Origin of the sequence: Actinocorallia libanotica (assembly GCF_039525175.1) — a bacterium.
GTDB lineage: Bacteria > Actinomycetota > Actinomycetes > Streptosporangiales > Streptosporangiaceae > Actinocorallia > Actinocorallia libanotica.
Genome location: NZ_BAAAHH010000019.1, coordinates 22026 through 39505 on the forward strand (window position 1 = coordinate 22026; position 17480 = coordinate 39505).

Annotated in this window: 18 protein-coding genes; 8 read left to right on the forward strand and 10 right to left on the reverse strand. The window is 72.2% G+C overall.

What is annotated here, in order from left to right; genetic code table 11:
• Positions 1-24: 24 nt before the first annotated feature.
• The gene (locus tag ABD140_RS22110) at positions 25-1347 is read left to right on the forward strand and encodes an MFS transporter (RefSeq protein ID WP_344242827.1); all 1323 of its coding nucleotides are present in this window, start codon (positions 25-27) and stop codon (positions 1345-1347) included.
• On the opposite strand, the gene ABD140_RS22115 is transcribed toward ABD140_RS22110, so the two are convergent.
• Together ABD140_RS22115 and ABD140_RS22120 are read right to left on the reverse strand one after the other, a co-directional pair.
• Positions 1251-1829, reverse strand: coding sequence for a TIGR03086 family metal-binding protein (locus ABD140_RS22115; RefSeq protein ID WP_344242828.1), 579 nt, complete (start codon positions 1827-1829; stop codon positions 1251-1253). The two genes, ABD140_RS22110 and ABD140_RS22115, sit on opposite strands and share 97 nt — an antisense overlap.
• Positions 1830-1931: 102 nt before the next feature.
• On the reverse strand, positions 1932-5045 hold the full coding sequence (locus ABD140_RS22120) for an AfsR/SARP family transcriptional regulator (RefSeq protein ID WP_344242829.1): 3114 nt from the start codon (positions 5043-5045) through the stop codon (positions 1932-1934).
• Positions 5046-5131: 86 nt separating this feature from the next.
• On the opposite strand from ABD140_RS22120, the gene ABD140_RS22125 reads away from it, so the two are divergent.
• The 3 genes from ABD140_RS22125 to ABD140_RS22135 all read left to right on the forward strand — a co-directional run bounded on the left by ABD140_RS22125 (position 5132) and on the right by ABD140_RS22135 (position 7502).
• Positions 5132-6157: an NADP-dependent oxidoreductase gene (locus tag ABD140_RS22125; protein ID WP_344242830.1), complete on the forward strand. Its 1026-nt coding sequence runs from the start codon at positions 5132-5134 to the stop codon at positions 6155-6157.
• Between the two features lie 33 nt (positions 6158-6190).
• Entirely contained in the window at positions 6191-6805 is a 615-nt protein-coding gene (locus ABD140_RS22130; protein WP_344242831.1) for an NAD(P)H oxidoreductase, read from the forward strand.
• A 190-nt stretch (positions 6806-6995) separates the two neighbouring features.
• On the forward strand, positions 6996-7502 hold the full coding sequence (locus ABD140_RS22135; protein ID WP_344242832.1) for a hypothetical protein: 507 nt from the start codon (positions 6996-6998) through the stop codon (positions 7500-7502).
• A gap of 22 nt (positions 7503-7524) precedes the next feature.
• On the opposite strand, the gene ABD140_RS22140 is transcribed toward ABD140_RS22135, so the two are convergent.
• From ABD140_RS22140 to ABD140_RS22150, 3 genes are read right to left on the reverse strand one after another with little or no spacing between them, the layout of a single operon-like run.
• Positions 7525-7968: a GNAT family N-acetyltransferase gene (locus ABD140_RS22140; RefSeq protein ID WP_344242833.1), complete on the reverse strand. Its 444-nt coding sequence runs from the start codon at positions 7966-7968 to the stop codon at positions 7525-7527.
• Complete coding sequence (locus ABD140_RS22145; RefSeq protein WP_344242834.1) at positions 7965-8168, reverse strand: DUF397 domain-containing protein; 204 nt, start codon at positions 8166-8168, stop codon at positions 7965-7967. The genes ABD140_RS22140 and ABD140_RS22145 overlap by 4 nt, the downstream gene beginning before the upstream one ends.
• On the reverse strand, positions 8125-8982 hold the full coding sequence (locus ABD140_RS22150; protein WP_344242835.1) for a helix-turn-helix domain-containing protein: 858 nt from the start codon (positions 8980-8982) through the stop codon (positions 8125-8127). Before ABD140_RS22150 ends, ABD140_RS22145 begins: the two co-directional genes overlap by 44 nt.
• Positions 8983-9126: 144 nt before the next feature.
• Here ABD140_RS22150 and ABD140_RS22155 point away from each other — a divergent pair, with 144 nt between their 5' ends.
• The 3 genes from ABD140_RS22155 (at position 9127) to ABD140_RS22165 (ending at position 11234) form a co-directional block, all read left to right on the forward strand.
• Positions 9127-9801 (forward strand): ATP-binding protein, encoded by a 675-nt coding sequence (locus tag ABD140_RS22155; RefSeq protein ID WP_344242836.1) that lies wholly within the window; start codon positions 9127-9129, stop codon positions 9799-9801.
• 73 nt (positions 9802-9874) lie between these two features.
• Positions 9875-10999, forward strand: coding sequence for a serine hydrolase domain-containing protein (locus tag ABD140_RS22160; protein WP_344242837.1), 1125 nt, complete (start codon positions 9875-9877; stop codon positions 10997-10999).
• Between the two features lie 10 nt (positions 11000-11009).
• Positions 11010-11234, forward strand: coding sequence for a bacteriocin immunity protein (locus ABD140_RS22165; protein ID WP_344242838.1), 225 nt, complete (start codon positions 11010-11012; stop codon positions 11232-11234).
• 49 nt (positions 11235-11283) lie between these two features.
• Here the strand turns inward: ABD140_RS22165 and ABD140_RS22170 are convergent, their stop codons facing one another.
• From ABD140_RS22170 to ABD140_RS22180, 3 genes are all read right to left on the reverse strand, one after another.
• Entirely contained in the window at positions 11284-12468 is a 1185-nt protein-coding gene (locus tag ABD140_RS22170; protein WP_344242839.1) for a hypothetical protein, read from the reverse strand.
• A 129-nt stretch (positions 12469-12597) separates the two neighbouring features.
• Positions 12598-13329: a carbon-nitrogen hydrolase family protein gene (locus tag ABD140_RS22175; protein WP_344242841.1), complete on the reverse strand. Its 732-nt coding sequence runs from the start codon at positions 13327-13329 to the stop codon at positions 12598-12600.
• Positions 13330-13380: 51 nt separating this feature from the next.
• Positions 13381-14478, reverse strand: coding sequence for an RDD family protein (locus ABD140_RS22180; RefSeq protein ID WP_344242842.1), 1098 nt, complete (start codon positions 14476-14478; stop codon positions 13381-13383).
• Positions 14479-14582: 104 nt separating this feature from the next.
• Here ABD140_RS22180 and ABD140_RS22185 point away from each other — a divergent pair, with 104 nt between their 5' ends.
• Positions 14583-15578 (forward strand): stage II sporulation protein M, encoded by a 996-nt coding sequence (locus tag ABD140_RS22185; RefSeq protein WP_344242843.1) that lies wholly within the window; start codon positions 14583-14585, stop codon positions 15576-15578.
• 133 nt (positions 15579-15711) lie between these two features.
• Here the strand turns inward: ABD140_RS22185 and ABD140_RS22190 are convergent, their stop codons facing one another.
• Together ABD140_RS22190 and hpf are read right to left on the reverse strand one after the other, a co-directional pair.
• Positions 15712-16401: a response regulator gene (locus tag ABD140_RS22190; protein ID WP_344242844.1), complete on the reverse strand. Its 690-nt coding sequence runs from the start codon at positions 16399-16401 to the stop codon at positions 15712-15714.
• A 69-nt stretch (positions 16402-16470) separates the two neighbouring features.
• Positions 16471-17148, reverse strand: coding sequence for a ribosome hibernation-promoting factor, HPF/YfiA family (gene hpf / locus ABD140_RS22195; RefSeq protein ID WP_344242845.1), 678 nt, complete (start codon positions 17146-17148; stop codon positions 16471-16473).
• Positions 17149-17480: the final 332 nt, after the last annotated feature.

The following is a 17480-nucleotide window of genomic DNA, read 5'->3' on the forward strand; positions in this document are numbered from 1 at the left end:
GGCCGGTTGTTCTCTGGAGGTGTGGTGGCGGACCGTCTCGGGGCGGATTTCAACCGGCTCTGGCTGGCTTACACGGCCAGCACGGCGGGGAGCGCGGTCGCCACGCACGCCTTCTCCCTCATCGCGGTGCTCGTGCTCTCCAGCAGCGCTCTGCAGGTGTCGCTGCTCTCCGCGCTCGGCGGGATGCTGGGGGCGTTTCTCGCGCTCCCGCTCGGGCCGTGGATCGAGTTCCGGCGGAAACGGCCCGTGATGATCGGGGCGGACGTGCTGCGGTGCGCGGCCCTGCTGACGATTCCGCTCGCCTACGCCTGCCACGCGTTGACGTACGCGCACCTGCTGGCGGTCTGCGTGCTCGTCGCGGTAGGGCAGATCGCGTTCGCCGGGGCTTCGGGAGCCCACCTGAAGGCGCTCGTCCCCCCGGGCCGGTTGACGGAGGCGAACGCCCGGTTCGAGAGCGTCATGTGGACGTCGTCCGCGGCGGGCCCGCCGGCCGGAGGACTGCTCATCGCCCTGCTCGGCCCGGCCGTGACCATGCTCGTCGACGCCGCCGGCTACCTGCTCTCCGCCCTGGGCATCCGCGCGATCACCACGCCCGAACCGCCACCGCCGGCGCCCTCTCCGGGACGCCGCCGGTGGCGGGAGATCGGCTCGGGCTGGCGGAGCATCCGAGGCGACGACGTGCTGCGGCCCCTGTTCGCCAACACCGTGGCGTTCGGCGCGCTCAACGTCGCGATAACGCCGGTCCTGGCCGTGCTGATGCTGCGCGACCTGCACTTCACGGCGTTCCAGTACGGGCTGTCCGTGGGCGTCCCCTGCGTCGCGGGCATCCTGGGGGCGCGCCTCAGCCGCCGCCTGTCCCACCGCGACCCCCGCGAAATCCTGCTCGTCACAGGGGTCGCCAGGGTCCTGTGGCTGCCGTGGCTGCCCTTCGTCGGCACAGGCTGGACGGGCCTGGTCGCGATCACCGCGATCCACACCGGCACGGTCTTCTTCACCAGCGCCTTCACACCCGTCTTCGCCACCTGCCGACTGGAGCGCACGCCCCGCGAACACCTCTCCCGCGTCCTCACGGCCTGGTCGATCACCGCCAACGCCGCCCGCGCCGTCTGCACCCTCCTCTGGGGCCTCCTCGCGACCCTGACGACCCCCCGCCTGGCCCTGGCCGCAGGCTCGGTGCTCCTCCTGGCCTCCTGCGCGGCCCTCCCCTGGAAGCCCCGCACGTCGGGAACGCCCGTGGAACAGCCCCGGGCTCAGGGCTTCCAGGACGGGTCGCGCCCCGCCAGCCCCAACGCCCGGTCGAACACCGACGCGTCCGCCGGAACGGGCACCTCGGGTCCGAACACCTGATGCTGCCGGGCCATCTCCGCCTTGACCGCGACACTGTCGTACAGCGCCGCGGCCACCTCGTCGTCCACGACCAGCTCCTGCCCCGTCGCCGCGGCCAGATCCCACCCGTGCAGCAACCACTCGCCCAGCACGATCCCGCCGACGAAAGAAGCCGGCAACGTCCCGCCCCCGGTCAGCGAAGCCTCCCCCTCCCACGCCTCCGGCGCGCTCCACACATCGGCCGTGGCCTTCGCCCGCACCGCATAGGCCTCGACCCACCCTGCCTCCGCGGTGAAGTCATGCCCCTCCGCCACCTCACCCGGCGCCTGCCGCGCCCCCGCCGCGTACCCCTGGACCCCCGTCCAGAAGATCAGGTGATTCACCAGCCCCCGGACGTCGAGTTCCGGACACGGCGTGGCCAGCCCGAGCTGCTCCGCCCCGACCCCCCGCACGACCCCGACAGCCGCCTCCGCGGCCCGCCCCATCACGTTCCTCAGCTCCATGCCCGTTCCCTTCCCTCGCTTGAACAGGCCAAGGTAAGAGACACGGCACCCGCACGTCTTGAAGAAAGGCGACTTCCAGGGCCACGATCGCACTCGGCGCGCTCAGCCCAAGGCGGTGGCCTCGCCCAGCGCGTCTCGGATCCGGTCGGCGATGCGGTTCACGTCGTCCCGCTCGGCCTCGGGCAGCGGGGCGCCGACCGAGGCGCGCAGGTCCGCCGCCGCGTCCAGCAGCCGGGCCGCCCGCTCCGGCTCGCCCGCGAGTGAACGAGCCCCGGCCAGGCCCTCGTAGGCGAGCGCGACGGCGCGCGGATCGCCGATCCGGCGGGCGGCGGCGAGCCCGTCCAGGTGGCGGGCGAGCGCGGTCTCGGCGTCACCGCGCGCCTCGGCGGCGAAACCGAGTTCGGCCAGGACGAGCGCCAGACCCGGCTCCCCGTCGACCCCGCGGACCCAGTCGACCCACGGCAGCAGCAGCGCCTCGGCAGCGCCGGGATCGCCCTGCCGCCGGGCGGACAGGGCCAGGCCGACCGCGGCGAAGTGCTCGGCGACCTTGTCGGCCTGCTCGGCGGCGAGCTTCCGAGCCCGCCGGTGCAGGTCGTCCGCCGCGGCGAAGTCACGGGTGAGCAGGGAGATCCGGCCGAGCCCGGACAGCCGGAACGACGCCTCCGACCAGAGCCCGAGCTCCTCGGCCATCCGCAGGCCCTCCCGGTGCAGCCGCGCGGCGCGGTCGTAGTCCCCGGCGATCTCGGCCAGCTCGCCGAGGGTGTTCGTCGCCTTCATCCGGCCCCACCGGTCGCCGATCGCGCGGAAGAGCGACTCGCTCTCCTCGGCGTCCCGCCGCGCCGCCGCGAGCTCGCCGCGGGCCCGGCGGACGGTCGCCCGCACGCTCAGCGACGCGGCGGCCCCCCAGCGCTCCCCGAGGGCGCGGGACTCCTCCAGCGCACGCTCCACCAGGTCGGCCGTCACGTCGAGGTGGCCGAAGCCGCGGTGGGTGAAGGCGAGGAACCACCGGGCCCAGGCCCGTCCCCCCGGATCGGCGATCGCCTCGTACACGGCCGGCCCCGCGTCCCCGGCCTCGGCTCCGTTCAGCATCGTGAGGCCGGCCAGCCAGACCGACGCCTCCGCGCGTTCCGCCGGCGGTCCGCCCGCGACGGCCAGCGCCAAGCCCAGGCACCGGCACGCCTCGGTGATCCGGCCGCGCAGGTACCGGTGCCAGGCCAGGGCGTTCGTCAGCCGCAACATCTCCGCCACCAGGCCCGACCGCGCCGCCTCCTCCAGCGCCGCACGCTGGTTGGCGGCCTCGGCGTCGAGCAGCCGCAGCCACCGCCGCTGGTCGTGCCCGTAGAGCCGCGGCGCGGCACGGGCGGCCAGCCCGACGTGGTACCGGACGTAGCGCTCGCGGATCGCCGCGGACTCCCCGGCCTCCTCCAGCCGTTCCAGGCAGTAGGCCTTGACCGATTCGAGCAGCCGGTAGCGGAGGCCGCCGTCGGCTCCCTCCACCCGTACGACGAGCGACCGGTCGACCAGCCGCGCCAGGAGGTCGAGCACGTCGAGGCCGTCCTCGGCGCACACCTCCTCGGCGGCCTCCAGCGTGCAGCCGTCCGCGTGGACGGCCAGCCGGCGCAGTACGACGCGTTCGGGGCCGGTCAGCGGCTCCCAGGACCAGTCGATCATCGCGCGCAGCGTCTGCTGCCGGGCGGGCGCGTCCCGGCTGCCGGAGACCAGCAGCCGGAACCGGTCGTCGAGCCGTGCGGCCAGCTCCGCCACGCCCAGGGCCCGTACGCGGGTGGCGGCCAGTTCCAGGGCGAGCGGGATCCCGTCCAGCCGGCGGCAGACGGCGGAGACGTCCGCCCTGTTGGCGGCGGTCAGGGCGAAGCCGGGCGACGCGGCGGCCGCCCGGTCCGCGAAGAGCCGGACGGCGTCCGCCTCTTCGAGCGGCGGCACGCTCCACAGCCGTTCACCGGACAGCCCCAGGGGCTCCTGGCTGGTGGCGAGCACGCGCAGGCCGGGTGCGGCACGCAGCAGGGCACCGGCCTGCGCGGCCACCAGGTCGACCACGTGCTCGCAGTTGTCCAGGAGCAGCAGGGTCCTCCTGGCGGCGAGCGCGTCGACGAGCAGCTCCATGGGGGCGCGCCGTCCGGCGTCCACCGCGAGGGAGTCGTCGCGGAGGCCGAGGGCCAGCGCGATCGCGTCGGCAGGGGTCACGCCGGAACCGCGGTCGAGCCCGGCGAGTTCCACCAGCCAGACTCCGTCCGCGAACCGCCCGTCCGCGTCTTCGGCCGCTGAACGTGCGGCCTCCAGGGCGAGCCGGGTCTTGCCGACGCCGCCGGGGCCGGTCAGCGTGACGAGCCGACCGGCGTCCAGCAGCTCGCGTATCTCCGCCACGGCTTCCGCGCGGCCGACGAGACCGGTCAGGGGCGCAGGGAGGTTCGTGCGGGCCGGACGCCGCGGCGCGGTCTTGGCGTCCAGACCGGGATCCCGTCTGAGGATCGCCTCGTACAGTGCGGCCAGCTCCCGGTTCGGATCCTGGCCCAACTCCTCGGCCAGGCGTTCCCGCAGGTCCGCGTAACCGGCCAGCGCCTCGCTCTGCCGTCCGGCCCGGTAGAGGGCGCGCAGGTGGACGGCCCGCAGCCGCTCCCGCAGCGGGTGCTGCGCGACCGGGCCGCCCAGCTCGTCCGCGAGCGTGCCGTGTTCGCCGAGCGCCAGCCGGACCTCCGCGTGCTCCTCCAGCACGGTGAGCCGCTCGTCCTCCAGGCGGGCGGCCTCCGGACGGGCGAACTCCTCGTCGGCGAAGTCGGCGTACGCCTCGCCCCGCCACAACGCCAGGGCGTCGGACAGCAGGGACGCCTTGGCGCGGAGGTCCTCGGTGGCGCGGGCCCGGACGACCAGCGCGTGGAAACGGCCGGCGTCCACCGCCTCCGGCTCGACGCGCAGCAGATAACCCGGGGCCTGCGACACCACCAGGGCGCGTCCGCCCGGCTCCGCGGCCTCCAGAGCCCGGCGCAGCTGCGACACCCGCGTCTGCAGGGCGTTGGCGGGATGGCGCGGCAGGCGCCCGGAACCGCCCCACAGGTCGTCGATCAGCCGGTCGGCCGAGACCGCGCGTCCCGCGTGGACGAGGAGATCGGCCAGCAGCGCGCGGACCTTGAGCTCCGGAACGTGGACGGGGGTCTCCTCGCCGGTCCACACCGTGAGCGGACCGAGCACCCCGAAACGCATGATCGCAGCCTATCTACAGCGGACCTACAGAAGACCTGAAGTGCCGGTCAGCAGAGTGAAGCCCAACGACTCCGAAGGGAACTCCGATGACTTCGCACACCACCCTCACCGGTCTTGAGATCCGCCTCGCCGCCCGCCCGGTCGGCGAACCGGCGCCGGACGACTTCGCGTCGGCCGAGGTGCCGGTGCCGCAGCCGGGGGACGGCCAGATCCTGGTCCGCAACACGTGGATGTCGGTGGACCCCTACATGAGGGGCCGCATGGACGACGTCCCCTCGCCCGTCCTCCCGCCGTTCGAGCTCGGCGCCGTGCTGGAGGGGGCGGCGGTCGGCGAGGTGATCGCCTCCCGGTCGGCGGACGTCCCGGTCGGCACGACGGTCTCGCACTTCCTGGGGTGGCGGGAGTACGCGGTGCTGGACGCGGCGGCGGCGACCGTCGTCGACACCGGGCTCGCCCCCGCCCAGGCCTACCTGGGCGCGCTGGGCACCACGGGCCTGACCGCCTACGCCGCGCTCACCGACGCCGCCCCGGTGAAGGAGGGCGACGTGGTCTTCGTCTCCGCGGCGGCGGGCGCGGTCGGCAGCGTCGCAGGGCAGCTCGCCCGCAGGCTGGGCGCCGCCAAGGTGATCGGCTCGGCCGGCGGCCCGGAGAAGACCGAGAAGCTGCTGACCGACTTCGGCTTCGACGCCGCCCTCGACCACCGCGCCGGACCGATCGCCGCGCAGCTCGCGGAAGCCGCCCCCGACGGCATCGACGTCTACCTGGACGGCGTCGGAGGCGACCACCTGGCGGCCGCGATCGACGCCCTGCGCCCCGGAGGCCGCGCCGCGCTGGTCGGCGCCATCAGCGGCTACAACGCCACCGAACCGGTCCCCGGCCCCGCCAACCTCGCGCAGATCGTCTACAAGCAGCTCACCCTGCGGGGCGTTCAGGTCGGCGCGTACTTCCACCTCTTCCCCGAGTACATCGCCAAGGCCGCGGCATGGCTCGCAGACGGCAGCCTCCACACGGAGGAGACCGTCTTCGAGGGTCTCGAGCAGGCCCCTGCCGCGCTGCTCGGCAACCTGCGCGGCGCCAACACGGGCAAGACGCTCGTCCGCCTCGCCGTCTGATCCCTCCCGCACCGGAACGGAAGGCCGACCATCATGACCACCGCACTCCTGGTCGTCGCCCACCACCGCGGCGACTCCCTCACCGCCCGCGTCGCCGACCGGGCACGCCTGCGCCTGGAGAAGGACGGGCACACCGTCGACCTGCTCGACCTGCACGCCGAGGGTTTCGACCCGCGCATGACGTCCGAGGACGAGCCCGACTGGTCCGACCGCGACAAGGCCTACTCCGAGGAGGTCCGCGCCCACATGCGGCGGATCGACGCGGCGGACCTCATCGTCGTCGTCTTCCCGGTCTGGTGGTACGGGCCGCCGGCCCTCCTCAAGGGCTGGGTCGACCGGGTCTGGAACTACGGTTTCGCGTACGGCCGCAGCACGGCGCGCCTCGGCGGCAAGCGGATGCTGTGGCTCGCGCTGGCCGGGGAGTCCCGCGAGGCGTACGCCGAACACGGGCTGGACACCGCGCTCACCCGCCAGCTGCAGACGGGGGTCTCCCGCTACTGCGGCATCGAGGACACCGCCGTCCGGTTCGTCTACGGCACGGTCCCCGACGACGAGGCGGCGGCCGCGGGTCTTCTCGGCGCCACCGACGAGATCCTCGCGGACCTCCTCGAACACCGCCCCGCTGAGAAAGGAAAGACCGATTCGTGAGAGACGGGGCGGGGTGCGGAGAACGTTCTCCGCACCCCGCCCCGTTTCCGTTCGGGAGCCGGGGGGTCTTGTCGGAGGAGCGGTCCTCGTGCGAAGGTCGCCTCTGCATATGGGTCGACTTTTACGGCTATAAGGGAAGGCCTTATTGGGTGACGTGGTGAAGGTCGGGCCTGGCAGCGCTCACAGGCCGGTGCGTGAACGTCTGGTGGGAGCGGTCTTCGCCGTGGCCACGGCGATGTCGTGCCTTGCCGCGTGCTCGGCGGGCGACGCCGTTGACGACGCGGCCGTACCTGAGGCCGACGCGGCCGTACCGGAGGCTTTCGAGGAGTATCCGGACCCGCCGATCCGAACACCTGACGCCGACGTGTTCGAGGGACTGCGGACCCTGCTGCTGGAACCGGTGCAGCGCGGGAGCAAGACGCTCGCGCCCGTCCGGGTGAAGGCCGGGAGGAAGGTCAGCGTGGTGGCCGCCTGCCTGGGGCGGGGGACGTTCACGCTCACCATGGGGATCCCCGAGGACGACCCCAACTACATGGGCCGCTACCACCTGGGGCTGGTCTTCGACTGCGACCACGACCGGGCCGTCCCCAACGGGTATGAGTCTCGTGTCGCCGCCGACGGCGTCTACACCCCGGAAGTCGTCGTCCAGGGCGACGTGCAATGGTCCCTGCGCATCGAGCAGAGCCCGCCCAAGTGACCGGCGTCCCGCGGCCGTCCCGTCAGGAGGGGCGGGCGAGGTAGGCGGTCTTGGCGTCGGAGGAGAAGCCGCACGCCTCGTAGAAGGCGTGCGTGGCCGGGTTGCGCGAGCCTGTCAGCAGCATCGCCTTGTAGCAGCCCGCGTCCCATGCCGCTCGGAGGACGCGGGCCATGATCTGCTTGCCCAGGCCGGTGCCGCGCAGGGCCTTCTCGACGACGACGTTCTCGACGACGGCGTACGGGGACGCGGAGCGGGTCAGGTTCGGGATCACGTTCAGGTAGGCCGTGGCGACGACGGCGCCGTCGGCTTCGAGCACGAACAGGTGCAGGCCGGGTGAGCTCAGGATCCGCGCGAAAGCCGCCGCGTCGGAACCGTCGTGGAGGACCGGGTCCTCCGGTTGCAGTTGCCGGTAGAGGCGCAGGACGTCTTCGAAGTCGTCGGGTCCGGCTTCGCGGAAGAGGGTCACGGCCGCAGGCCGGCCTCAGAGCGGATCTTCCGGGTGAGGGCGCGGAAGGCCGCGCGGTCGAAAGTGAGGTGAGGTGTATTCGGGTTCTTGGAGTCGCGGACGGCGACGGCGGCGTCCAGGCGGCCGAGCTCGACGCAATTCCCGCCCTGGTGGTCGCTATGGCTGCTCTTGCGCCATCGGATCTGTTCCCAGCCGCTCATAATTCTCCATCGCTTCCTTGAGGACCGTTCGTGACTCGTGTACCGGTAGCGCGTGGCCTCGGAGCAGGTCATATCTTACCGCCAGATCAGAGATTCCGGACGGTTGTTCGACCAGTACCCCTATTCCGGCGGACTCGGTGTATCCGGTATGTGATCCGTCCGCGAAACCGAGGACGGTGAGGTCGCCTCCGAGTCCCTCGTGGTAGCCGGCGCTATAAGGGACTATCTGCACCATGCATTTGGGGAGCCGGGAAAGTGCGTGGAGATAGCGGAGTTGCTCTGCCATCACCTGCGGGCCGCCTATCGTGCGCCGGATGACTCCTTCGTCCAGAACGAGCCAGACACGGGGCGGATCCTCGCGCTCCAGGATCGATTTCCGCTCCAACCGCTTCGCGACGAGGTCCGGGGTGTTGCCGCCGCCGAAGCCTCCGATGATGGTCTCCGCATACCCCTCGGTCTGGAAGAGGCCCACGACGAGGAGGGCGGAGTAGATGCGGAGTTCGGTGGCCTGGGACTCGCGGGTGAGGTAGTCGGCGAAGCCGGGCGGGAGGGCGGCGACGTTCTTGGTGTCGTTGATGTTCTCCCACAGGCGGAGGAAGACGCCGTCGGACTTGAAGAAGGTGTCCAGGTCCTCGGCGACCTTGCGGGACGGCACGTTCTTGCAGGCTTCGAGCTGGCCGATGAACTGCGGGGTGTAGCCGAGGAGTTCGGCGAGTTCGACTTTGGTGTGCCCGGCCATCTCGCGGCGGGCCGTGAGTTCGTTGGCGAAGGCGCGGATCGCGGGTGAGCTGTGCGGATCGCGTTGTGCGGGCATGGGCGTGCTCCGGGACGAAACCTCGGAAGGTTTGGCGGGTCTGTCCGGGGGGTGGGGCGAAGGGGCTCGGGAGGTTTGTAGCACACGGTGACCGTGGGTGTGAGTGTGGTCACGGGAATCGACGGCGAATCGTGAGGGGCCGACATGGGCGAGCGCATATTCGGAAAGCGGCGGGACGCGGTCGTCGCTCCGGTCTCCGGCGGGCGGGGGAACGGTTGTGCGGCGAATTCCGGAGCTTTGGTCCCGGACGAACTGCGGTTGCCGATGGCGGCTTCGAAGGCGAGCGCGGGGTTGGCGTGGACGCTGGTGGAACCGCGGCTGGCGCGGTGGGGGCTGGGGGAGGACGCGCGGTACGACGCGCATCTGATCCTGGCGGAGCTGGTGGCGAACGCCGTCGCGGTCACGCCCGTAGGCGGGGGCATCACGGTGTACTGCCGGCGGGACGCGGGGGGAGCGGTCCTCGGGGTGGCGGATCCCTGCGCGGGACTGCCGCGGCATCCGTCGCCGGTGGTCGAGATGGAGCCGGAGGAACTGGACGCGGGGGAGGAGGGGTTCGACGACAACGGAGGGTGGGGTCTGACGCTTGTGGCTGCGCTTTCTGCTGATTGCGGTGTTACGCCATTGGATTCGGGAGGCAAGGTCGTGTGGGCGCGGTTGCAGAGGCGGGAGTTATTCCGGAAAGGTCGGGTGATGGGCGGGGGAATCGTCGGCTCATGGTTCCGGGAAACACTCGATATTCCGGGGGATGTGCGATGGATGAGCGGGCGTTCCCTGCGGATGTTGCGAGGGGCCATTGTGGCGCACGCCACTTGGATTTAATGTCCAATGAGGACATTCCGGATGCCTTTTCGTGCGGCCGGAGTGACGCCGTTCCTCACCCCCGGGAGCCCGTATGCGTCGCAGATCCTTCTCCTTCACCCTCGCCCTCGTCCTCGCCGCGGGGCTCGCGGCGCCCGCCCCCGCGGCCGCGCGGCCGGTCGCCTCGCCCGTCGCGGAGGCCGGCGTCTGGCCGTACTCGGAGCTGCCGGGCTTCGACCCGCTCCAGCCGTCGGCCGACCCGGTGCGGCTCGTGGACGCGCCCCGCGTGCTCGACGTCACCTACACCCTCGACGGGAAGACGTACACGCTGCGCGACTACCTGCGGCGCACCGCCCAGGGGTTCGTCGTCCTGGACGGGGACCGGGTCGTGAGCGAGTGGTACGCGCCCGGCTACCACCGGGACTCGCTGTTCCAGTCGTGGTCGGCGGGCAAGTCGTTCACCTCCGACGCGGTGGGCGTCGCGCTCGGCGAAGGGAGGATCCGGTCGCTGGACGACACCGTCGGCGACTACGTGCCCGAGCTGGCCGCGACCGACTACGGGAAGGTGAGGCTGCACAACCTGCTGCGCATGGCCTCCGGCATGAAGTGGGACGAGTCGACCGACGACGTGGCCTTCCACCCGTCCGTCAGCATGGGCTGGCGGTCGACCCTGAAGTGGGCGGCCACCCGCAGGAAGGCCTGGGAGCAGGGCACGAGGTTCAACTACAGCAGCATGGACTCCGCCGTCCTCGCCCTCGTCGTGCAGAGAGCCACCGGCATGCCCTTCCACCGGTACATGGCGGAACGCATCTGGGGCCCGGCGGGCATGGCCGGAACCGCCTACCTCGGCAACGACTCCAACGGCAACAGCCTCGGCTACTGCTGCGTCTACGCCACCGTCCGCGACTTCGCCCGCTTCGGCAAGCTGATGCTCGACGGCGGCGCCGTGAAGGGCCGCCAGGTCGTCCCCTCCTCCTGGGTCACCCAGGCCACCACCCCGTCCGGCATCAACGCCCGCTACGGCCTGCACTGGTGGATCGACTCCGGCGAAGGCTTCCAGGCCAGCGGCCTGGGCGACCAGAAGATCTACGTCTCCACCCGCCACAACGTCGTCATAGCCCGCAACACCCTCTACAACCTGGCCGACGACGACACCACCGCCGTCCTCCGCGCCGTCGCCGCCGAAGTGGCCCGCACCCGCCCCGCCACGAACCACTAACCTCCCCGCCATGACCAGAGCGGAACTCGTGGAACTGACCGAGCGCATCATGCGCGGCGACTACGCCGACGACGAGGAGGCGTACGCCCTCCTCGACACGCTGAAGCGCGAGACCGGCCACCCGAGGGTCTCCGACCTGATCTTCTGGCCCCATCACGAGGTGCCGGGCAGATCCGACCTCTCCGCCGAGGAGGTCGTGGAACACGCCTTGGGCCACCGGCCGTTCGCCCTCTGAGGCGGTGAAGGGCCGTTCCCGTCGGCTGCCGGGGCGGCCCTTCGGTGCGCTACCTGCGGAGGACGAGGGTGGACCCGCCGGTCAGGGTGACGGCCCAGTGGCCGCCGCCGGGGATCGCGGTGAGGGTGCCGATGGGGCGGCCCTGGGGGAGCTTCTCGCGGGTCCAGGCGCCTCCGGAGGTGCCGCGCATGATCGCCGAGACGTCGCCGTCGTGGCCGAAGGCGGTGTCGGCGACGGCGTAGAAACCGCCGCGGCCGTCCGGGACGTGCTCGTTGATCTGCAGGCCCTTCATGCCCTTGAGGGGAACCTTGCGCCACGTCCCGTTCTTGAAGCGGAGGAGGAAGGGCTCGGCCCTGGCGAACTCCGTCTCGTCGCCGGGGCAGAGGCGGTCGCGGGTGATGTAGCCGCTGACCGAGGCCCGGCCGCCGTTCGAGACCGCCATCGAGGTGACCATGGTGGAGCGGCCCGGCCTGTTCCCGGTGGGCTGCAGGTCGGCGGGAAGGGCGCGGCCGAGGCGGGTGTCGTGCCACTTCACGCCGTCGAAACGCCGGACCTGCTGGCTTCCGTCCTTCAGCCCGAAGCCCTGGACCCAGACGTTCCGGCCCGTCACCCGGGCCTCCCAGACGTGGAGCGGCAGCCGGGCCGTCCGCCAGCGCCCGCCGGAGAACCGGAGCATCACGCTCTTCCCGGCCCTGGTCAGGCCGAACGCGAAGACCTCCTCTCCCCGCGCCGCGATCGTCTGGACGGCGACGTCCTTGAACGTCCTGGCGCCGACCCACCTGCCGTTCTTCCAGCGCAGCAGCTTCGCCGGCCGCTTGATCTCGATGCCGGAGTCCGCGGCGGCCCGCCGCCCCGCCGCGGGATCCGCGGCGCACGGATCGGCCTGGGCGTCGCCGGGCTCGTCCTCGTACCGGTAGTCGGCCTGGCTCAGCGCCCACGCCCCCGCGGAGGACGCGGCCAGGCTCGGCGGCATGCCCGGCAGCCCGGCGACGTGCGCGCCCTCGGGCAGCGGCGCCGAACGCCACCGGCGGCCGTCGAAGAAGTAGGAGGCCTGCCGCCCGTCCGTCCGGTCGCCGACCAGCCAGGCGCTCCCGCCCGACCCCGCGACCAGGTCGCTGACCAGCACCTGCCCGGGGATCCTGAGCTTCACCTTCCAGGCCCCGGCGGCGGCCGCGGCGGGCTGAGGGGCGAGCAGGACGGCCGTCAGCAGGCCCGCCGTGGCGCTACGGATCATTACGGTTCCTCTCAAAACAGCGTTTTCTTGACTCCGCCATCCTTGAAGATCCGCTTCACCGCGCACAGGGTCGTGATACTCAACCTCCCCTGAGTGAAGAAGCGCTCCGGGGACGGGGCGGGATCCGGCTCACGGCCGTCCGGGCCCGCCGCCGGTCGAGGTGAGAAGGGCCGTGGCGACGGTGCCGGGCTCGGGGCCGCAGCGGGCGAGCGGGACGCCGTCCGGCCCCCAGACACCGGAGCGGCCCGCCGTGCGGTCGTAGCCCTCGCCGGTGGGGCCGGCGAAGCTCGCCACGGCGACGTGGACGCGGTGGGCCGTCGCCGTGCGGTGGGCGCGTTCGGCCGGGACGTGCGCCTCCTCCTCGAAGTCCAGGACGGAGGCGACGTAGACGTCCATGCCGAGCGCGGCGGTGTCGGCGGCGTGCCGGAGGATCCCCGTGTCCTTGCAGACGGCCAGGCCGAGGCGCCACCCGTCGACGTCGAGGACGGCGGGAGAGGGACCGGGCGCGAAGTGGTCGGGCTCGCGTCCGCCGAGCCACTGCTTGCGGTAGGCGACGGTGGCGCCGGTGCCATCGACGGCCAGGATCGCGATGTGGCGGTGGCCCCCTTCACCCTGTACGGGTGCTCCCGCCAGGGCCAGCGATCCCGTTTCGGCGCAGGCTTCGACGAGGGGCGCCAGGCGGGGGTCGTCCGGGGAGAGGGCGGGCGCGGTGAACTCGTAGCCGGTCAGGGAGAGCTCGGGGAAGACGACGACGCGGGCCCGCGCCTCCCGGACCGCGGCGGCGTGGGCGGCCGCGTTCGCCTCCACGTCCAGGGCCGTGCAGGCGGGTTGGGCGACGGCGATGACGAGCGGCTCACGCATGTGAGTCCACGACCTTTCGGGGCGGGACCGTCCGGGAACAGGTGCGGGCGGTCAGGGCGCCGGAGGCGGGAAGCCGTTCGACGGCGGGGCGTACGACGGGGCCGGGTCGGCCGTGCCGGGCGGGGGCGCCGCGGAAGGGAGGGCCGCGCCCTGGAGCGGAGCGCCCGGAACGGACTGCTGGGGGTAGGGGACGGCGCCGGTCGTCTGGTGGACGGGCGTACCCGGGGGCGGGTAGGCGGCGCCGGGCGCCTGGTGGGCGGGGCCGCCCGGAGGCCGGAAGGGGGGCTGGTAGGCGGGGTCGCCCGGGGTGAGGAAGACGGGGCCGGGCGGGGGGTCGACGGGGATGTGCTGGCCGGTTCTGCGGAGGTGGGCCTCGCGGCGGGCGCGGCGGGCGGCGAGGCGGTGCTCCTCGCGGCGGCGGCGTTCGGCGAGGACGGCCATGAGGAGGAGCTCGGCGGGGACGCCGGGGGGCGGGGGAGGGGCGAGGAGGGGGGTGAACTCGGCGGCCAGGCGGGTGCCGAGGCGGTGGCGGACGTCGGGGAGGAGCTCGTGGTAGCGCTGGAGGTACTGGCGGGCGCTGAGCGCCTGGTCGTCGGTGATCTGGGAGAGCTCCAGGGTGGCGGCCCAGGGGGCGAGGGCGGGCGGCATCCGGGTGATGGGGGCGCGGACGGCCTCGGCGGCGAGGCGGTCCTGGATGACCATGGTGCCGGCGAAGACGTCGCCGAGGCGGCGGCCCCGGTGGTCGAACAGGGAGCACAGCAGGGCCGGCGCGCCGGCGAACAGGAAGAACTCCACGAAACCCGTCAGGGCGCGCATCAGTGCCTGGCGGAAGCGGACCACGCCGCCGTCCGCGGAGACCGTGCGCAGGCCCAGCGCCATCTTCCCGACGGTCTTGCCGCGGGTGGCCGTCTCCATGACGGCGGGGTAGCCGACGACGGAGCCGACGGTGACCAGGATGCCCAGCCCGATCGCCACCGCCTCGTCGGCGAACAGCACGGTGAACTGCACCGCCTGGCCGAGGGTGGCCATGATCGAGAGCATGATCGCCAGGTCCAGCAGCAGGGCGAGGGCGCGGCTCGCCAGCCGGGCGGGCCGGATGTCCAGCGCGACCGCCTCGCCCGTCACCAGCTCCCCGGGAATGACCGTCATGCGGCCAAGTATGCCCGTCGTACGCGGACACCGCCGGAGGGCTTGCGGTGATCTGGGGGTCTTCTCCCAGGTTCACGGGCGGGAAGCCCGGTAGATTCCTGCGTGTGGATGTCGACGCCTATGTTTCCGCGCACAACGCCGAGTGGCTCCGGCTGGAGTATCTGATCAACCGGACCGGCAGGCTGAGCGGGGCGGAGATCGACGAGCTGGTGGAGCTCTACCAGCGGGCGGCCACGCATCTGTCGGTGGTGCGCTCGGCGTCGCCGGACCCGCAGGTCGTGGGGCGGCTGTCGTCGCTGGTGGCGCGCGGCAGGGCGGCGGTGTCGGGGGCGAGCGCGCCGATGTGGCGGGACGCGGCGCGGCTGATCACGGTGTCGTTCCCGGGGGTGGTGTACCGGCAGCGGTGGTGGTGGCTGGGGTGCGCGCTGCTGGGGAACCTGCTGGCGCTGGCGGTGGCGTTCTGGGTGGCGGGGGATCCCGAGGTCCAGGCGGCGGTCGGCACGCCGTACGAGATCAGGAAGCTGGTGGAGGAGGACTTCGCCAACTACTACACCGAGCACGAGGCGGGCGCGTTCGCCTTCCAGGTGTGGGTGAACAACGCCTGGGTCTCGGCGCAGGCGATCGCCTTCGGCGTCCTGCTGGGCGTCCCGACGCTGTACGTCCTGGTGATGAACCAGCTGAACCTCGGCCTGACCGGCGGGCTCATGGCCGCCCACGGCAAGACCGACATCTTCTTCGGCCTGATCCTCCCGCACGGCCTGCTGGAGCTGACCGCCGTCTACGTGGCGTGCGGGGTCGGCCTCAAGCTCGGCTGGACGATCATCGATCCGGGCAGCCGGCCGCGCGGGCGGGCCCTGGCCGAGGAGGGGCGCGCGGCGATGAGCGTGGTGCTCGGCCTCGTCGGGGTGCTGCTGGTCTCCGGCGCGATCGAGGGCTTCGTCACCGGCTGGGTGCACACCACCTGGCTGCGCGTGGGCATCGGCGTGGTGGCCGAGGCGGCCTTCCTGGCCTACGTGTGGTTCTTCGGCCGCCGCGCCGTGGCGGCCGGCGACACCGGCGACGCGCCCGAGACCCCCGACCTCGCCCCGGTGTCCGCCTGACGGCCCGGCCGTGCGGGCCGGGCTTCCGCCTGACGGCCCGGCCGTGCGGGCCGGGCGTCCGCCTGGCGGCGTGAATCCGGGCGGCTGCCCGGACCCCGCACACGCCGTCAGGCGGACGCGGACCTCCCGCGGGTCAGGTGATCTCCAGGAGCTTCTCGCGGACGGCGTAGACGACCGCCTCCATGCGCGAGTGCAGCTGGAGCTTCTCCAGGATGTTGCGGATGTGGTTCTTCACCGTGTTCTCGGAGATGAACAGCTCCCGGGCGATCTCCCGGTTGCCCAGGCCCCGCGCCACCAGGCGCAGGACCTCCATCTCGCGGTCGGTCAGCCGGGGGGCGGGCACCTGCTGCTGCCGCTCCTCGGACTGCTTGGCCAGCGCGGTGAACTCGGAGATGAGTTTGGACGCCATCGACGGGCTGATCAGCGACTGCCCGCCGTGCACCGCCCGCACCGCCTGCGGCACCTCGTCGATGGCTATCTCCTTCAGGAGGTAGCCGGTGGCGCCCGCCTTGAGCGCCTCGAAGAGGTCCTCCTCCTCGTCACTGATCGTCAGCATGACGATCTTCGCGCTGGGCACGGCCTCCTTGATGGCCGCGCAGGCCTCGATGCCGCCCCGTCGCGGCATGCGGATGTCCATCAGGATCACGTCCGGTGTCAGGTCGCGCGCCTTCTGGAGGGCCTCCAGCCCGTCACCGCCCTCACCGATCACCTCGATGCCGGGTTCCCCCGTCAGGACCATCTCCAGTCCCCTCCGGAACAGGGCATGGTCGTCCACGATCAGGACTCGGATCGGATCGGTGCGAGCTTCGGGGATCTCGCTCACTCTTCCTCCCCCATATGGGTTGCCTAGATCATGGCACGGCGAGGGCGATTACGGGTTGCTCACGGCGGATTACTCCTCGATGAGGCGGATGACTCCGTAGTCCCACCCGCGCCGCCGGTAGACGACGCTGGGCCGGCCACTCTCCCTGTCACGGAACAGGAAGAAGTCGTGTCCGACAAGCTCCATTTCGTAGAGCGCCTGCTGGATGTCCATCGGACCCGCCTCGTGGTGCTTCTCCCGCACCACGACGGGACCGTTCCCGTCCATCGGGATCGGCAGGAGCCGCTCCTCCAGGTCGGGCCGCTCGAACTCCTCCTCCTCGGCGACCTTCACGGCGCCGGCCGCGGGTTCGAGCGAGGGTTCGCGGGAGGTGAGCGGCGAGGGCTCCAGCGGGGTGGGCATCGGCTCGATGCCGCTGTACTTGGCGGGCGTGCGCGTGCCGTGGTGGATCTTGCGCCGGTCGGCGGCGCGGCGCATGCGGGTGTCCAGCTTGTCGAGGGCGACGTCGAGCGCGCCGTAACGGTCGTCGGCGGCGGCCTCGGCCCGGATCACCGGGCCCTTGGAGCGCACGGTGAGCTCGACCCGCTCCCGCTGGCCGGCCTGCCGGGGGTTGCGTTCCTCGCTCACCTCCACGTCCACCTGGATGATCTTGGAGTCGAGCTTCTCGAACTTGGCGAGCTTGGTGTCGACGTGCCGCCGGAAGCGGTCGTTCACGTCCGTACGACGGCCCCTCACGATGATGTCCAACGTTGGACCCCCCTTCTCTGTGGAGAGAACGGACAGTCTGGATTCAAGAGTTCCAGATGTTTCCGCCAATGGAGGAGCACCCGCCCGGCCGACCTGGTCTTCGACCCCACAATCGCCTGCTGAGAGTCTCGCAGCCCATGCCACTACTGCTCTTCTCCCATGGCGGCGGATATCTGATCCGCCGGTGGGGCAGGACTTACTTCTAAGCCGCACCGTGATCACTCGACAAAAAGTCGGCTTACGTGGACCGTTTCGCCTGCGACTGGCATCGGCTAGCTCGGCGCGCGGTCTCCCTGCGGAGAGCCGCGAGCCGGCGCAACCACGGACCCGGG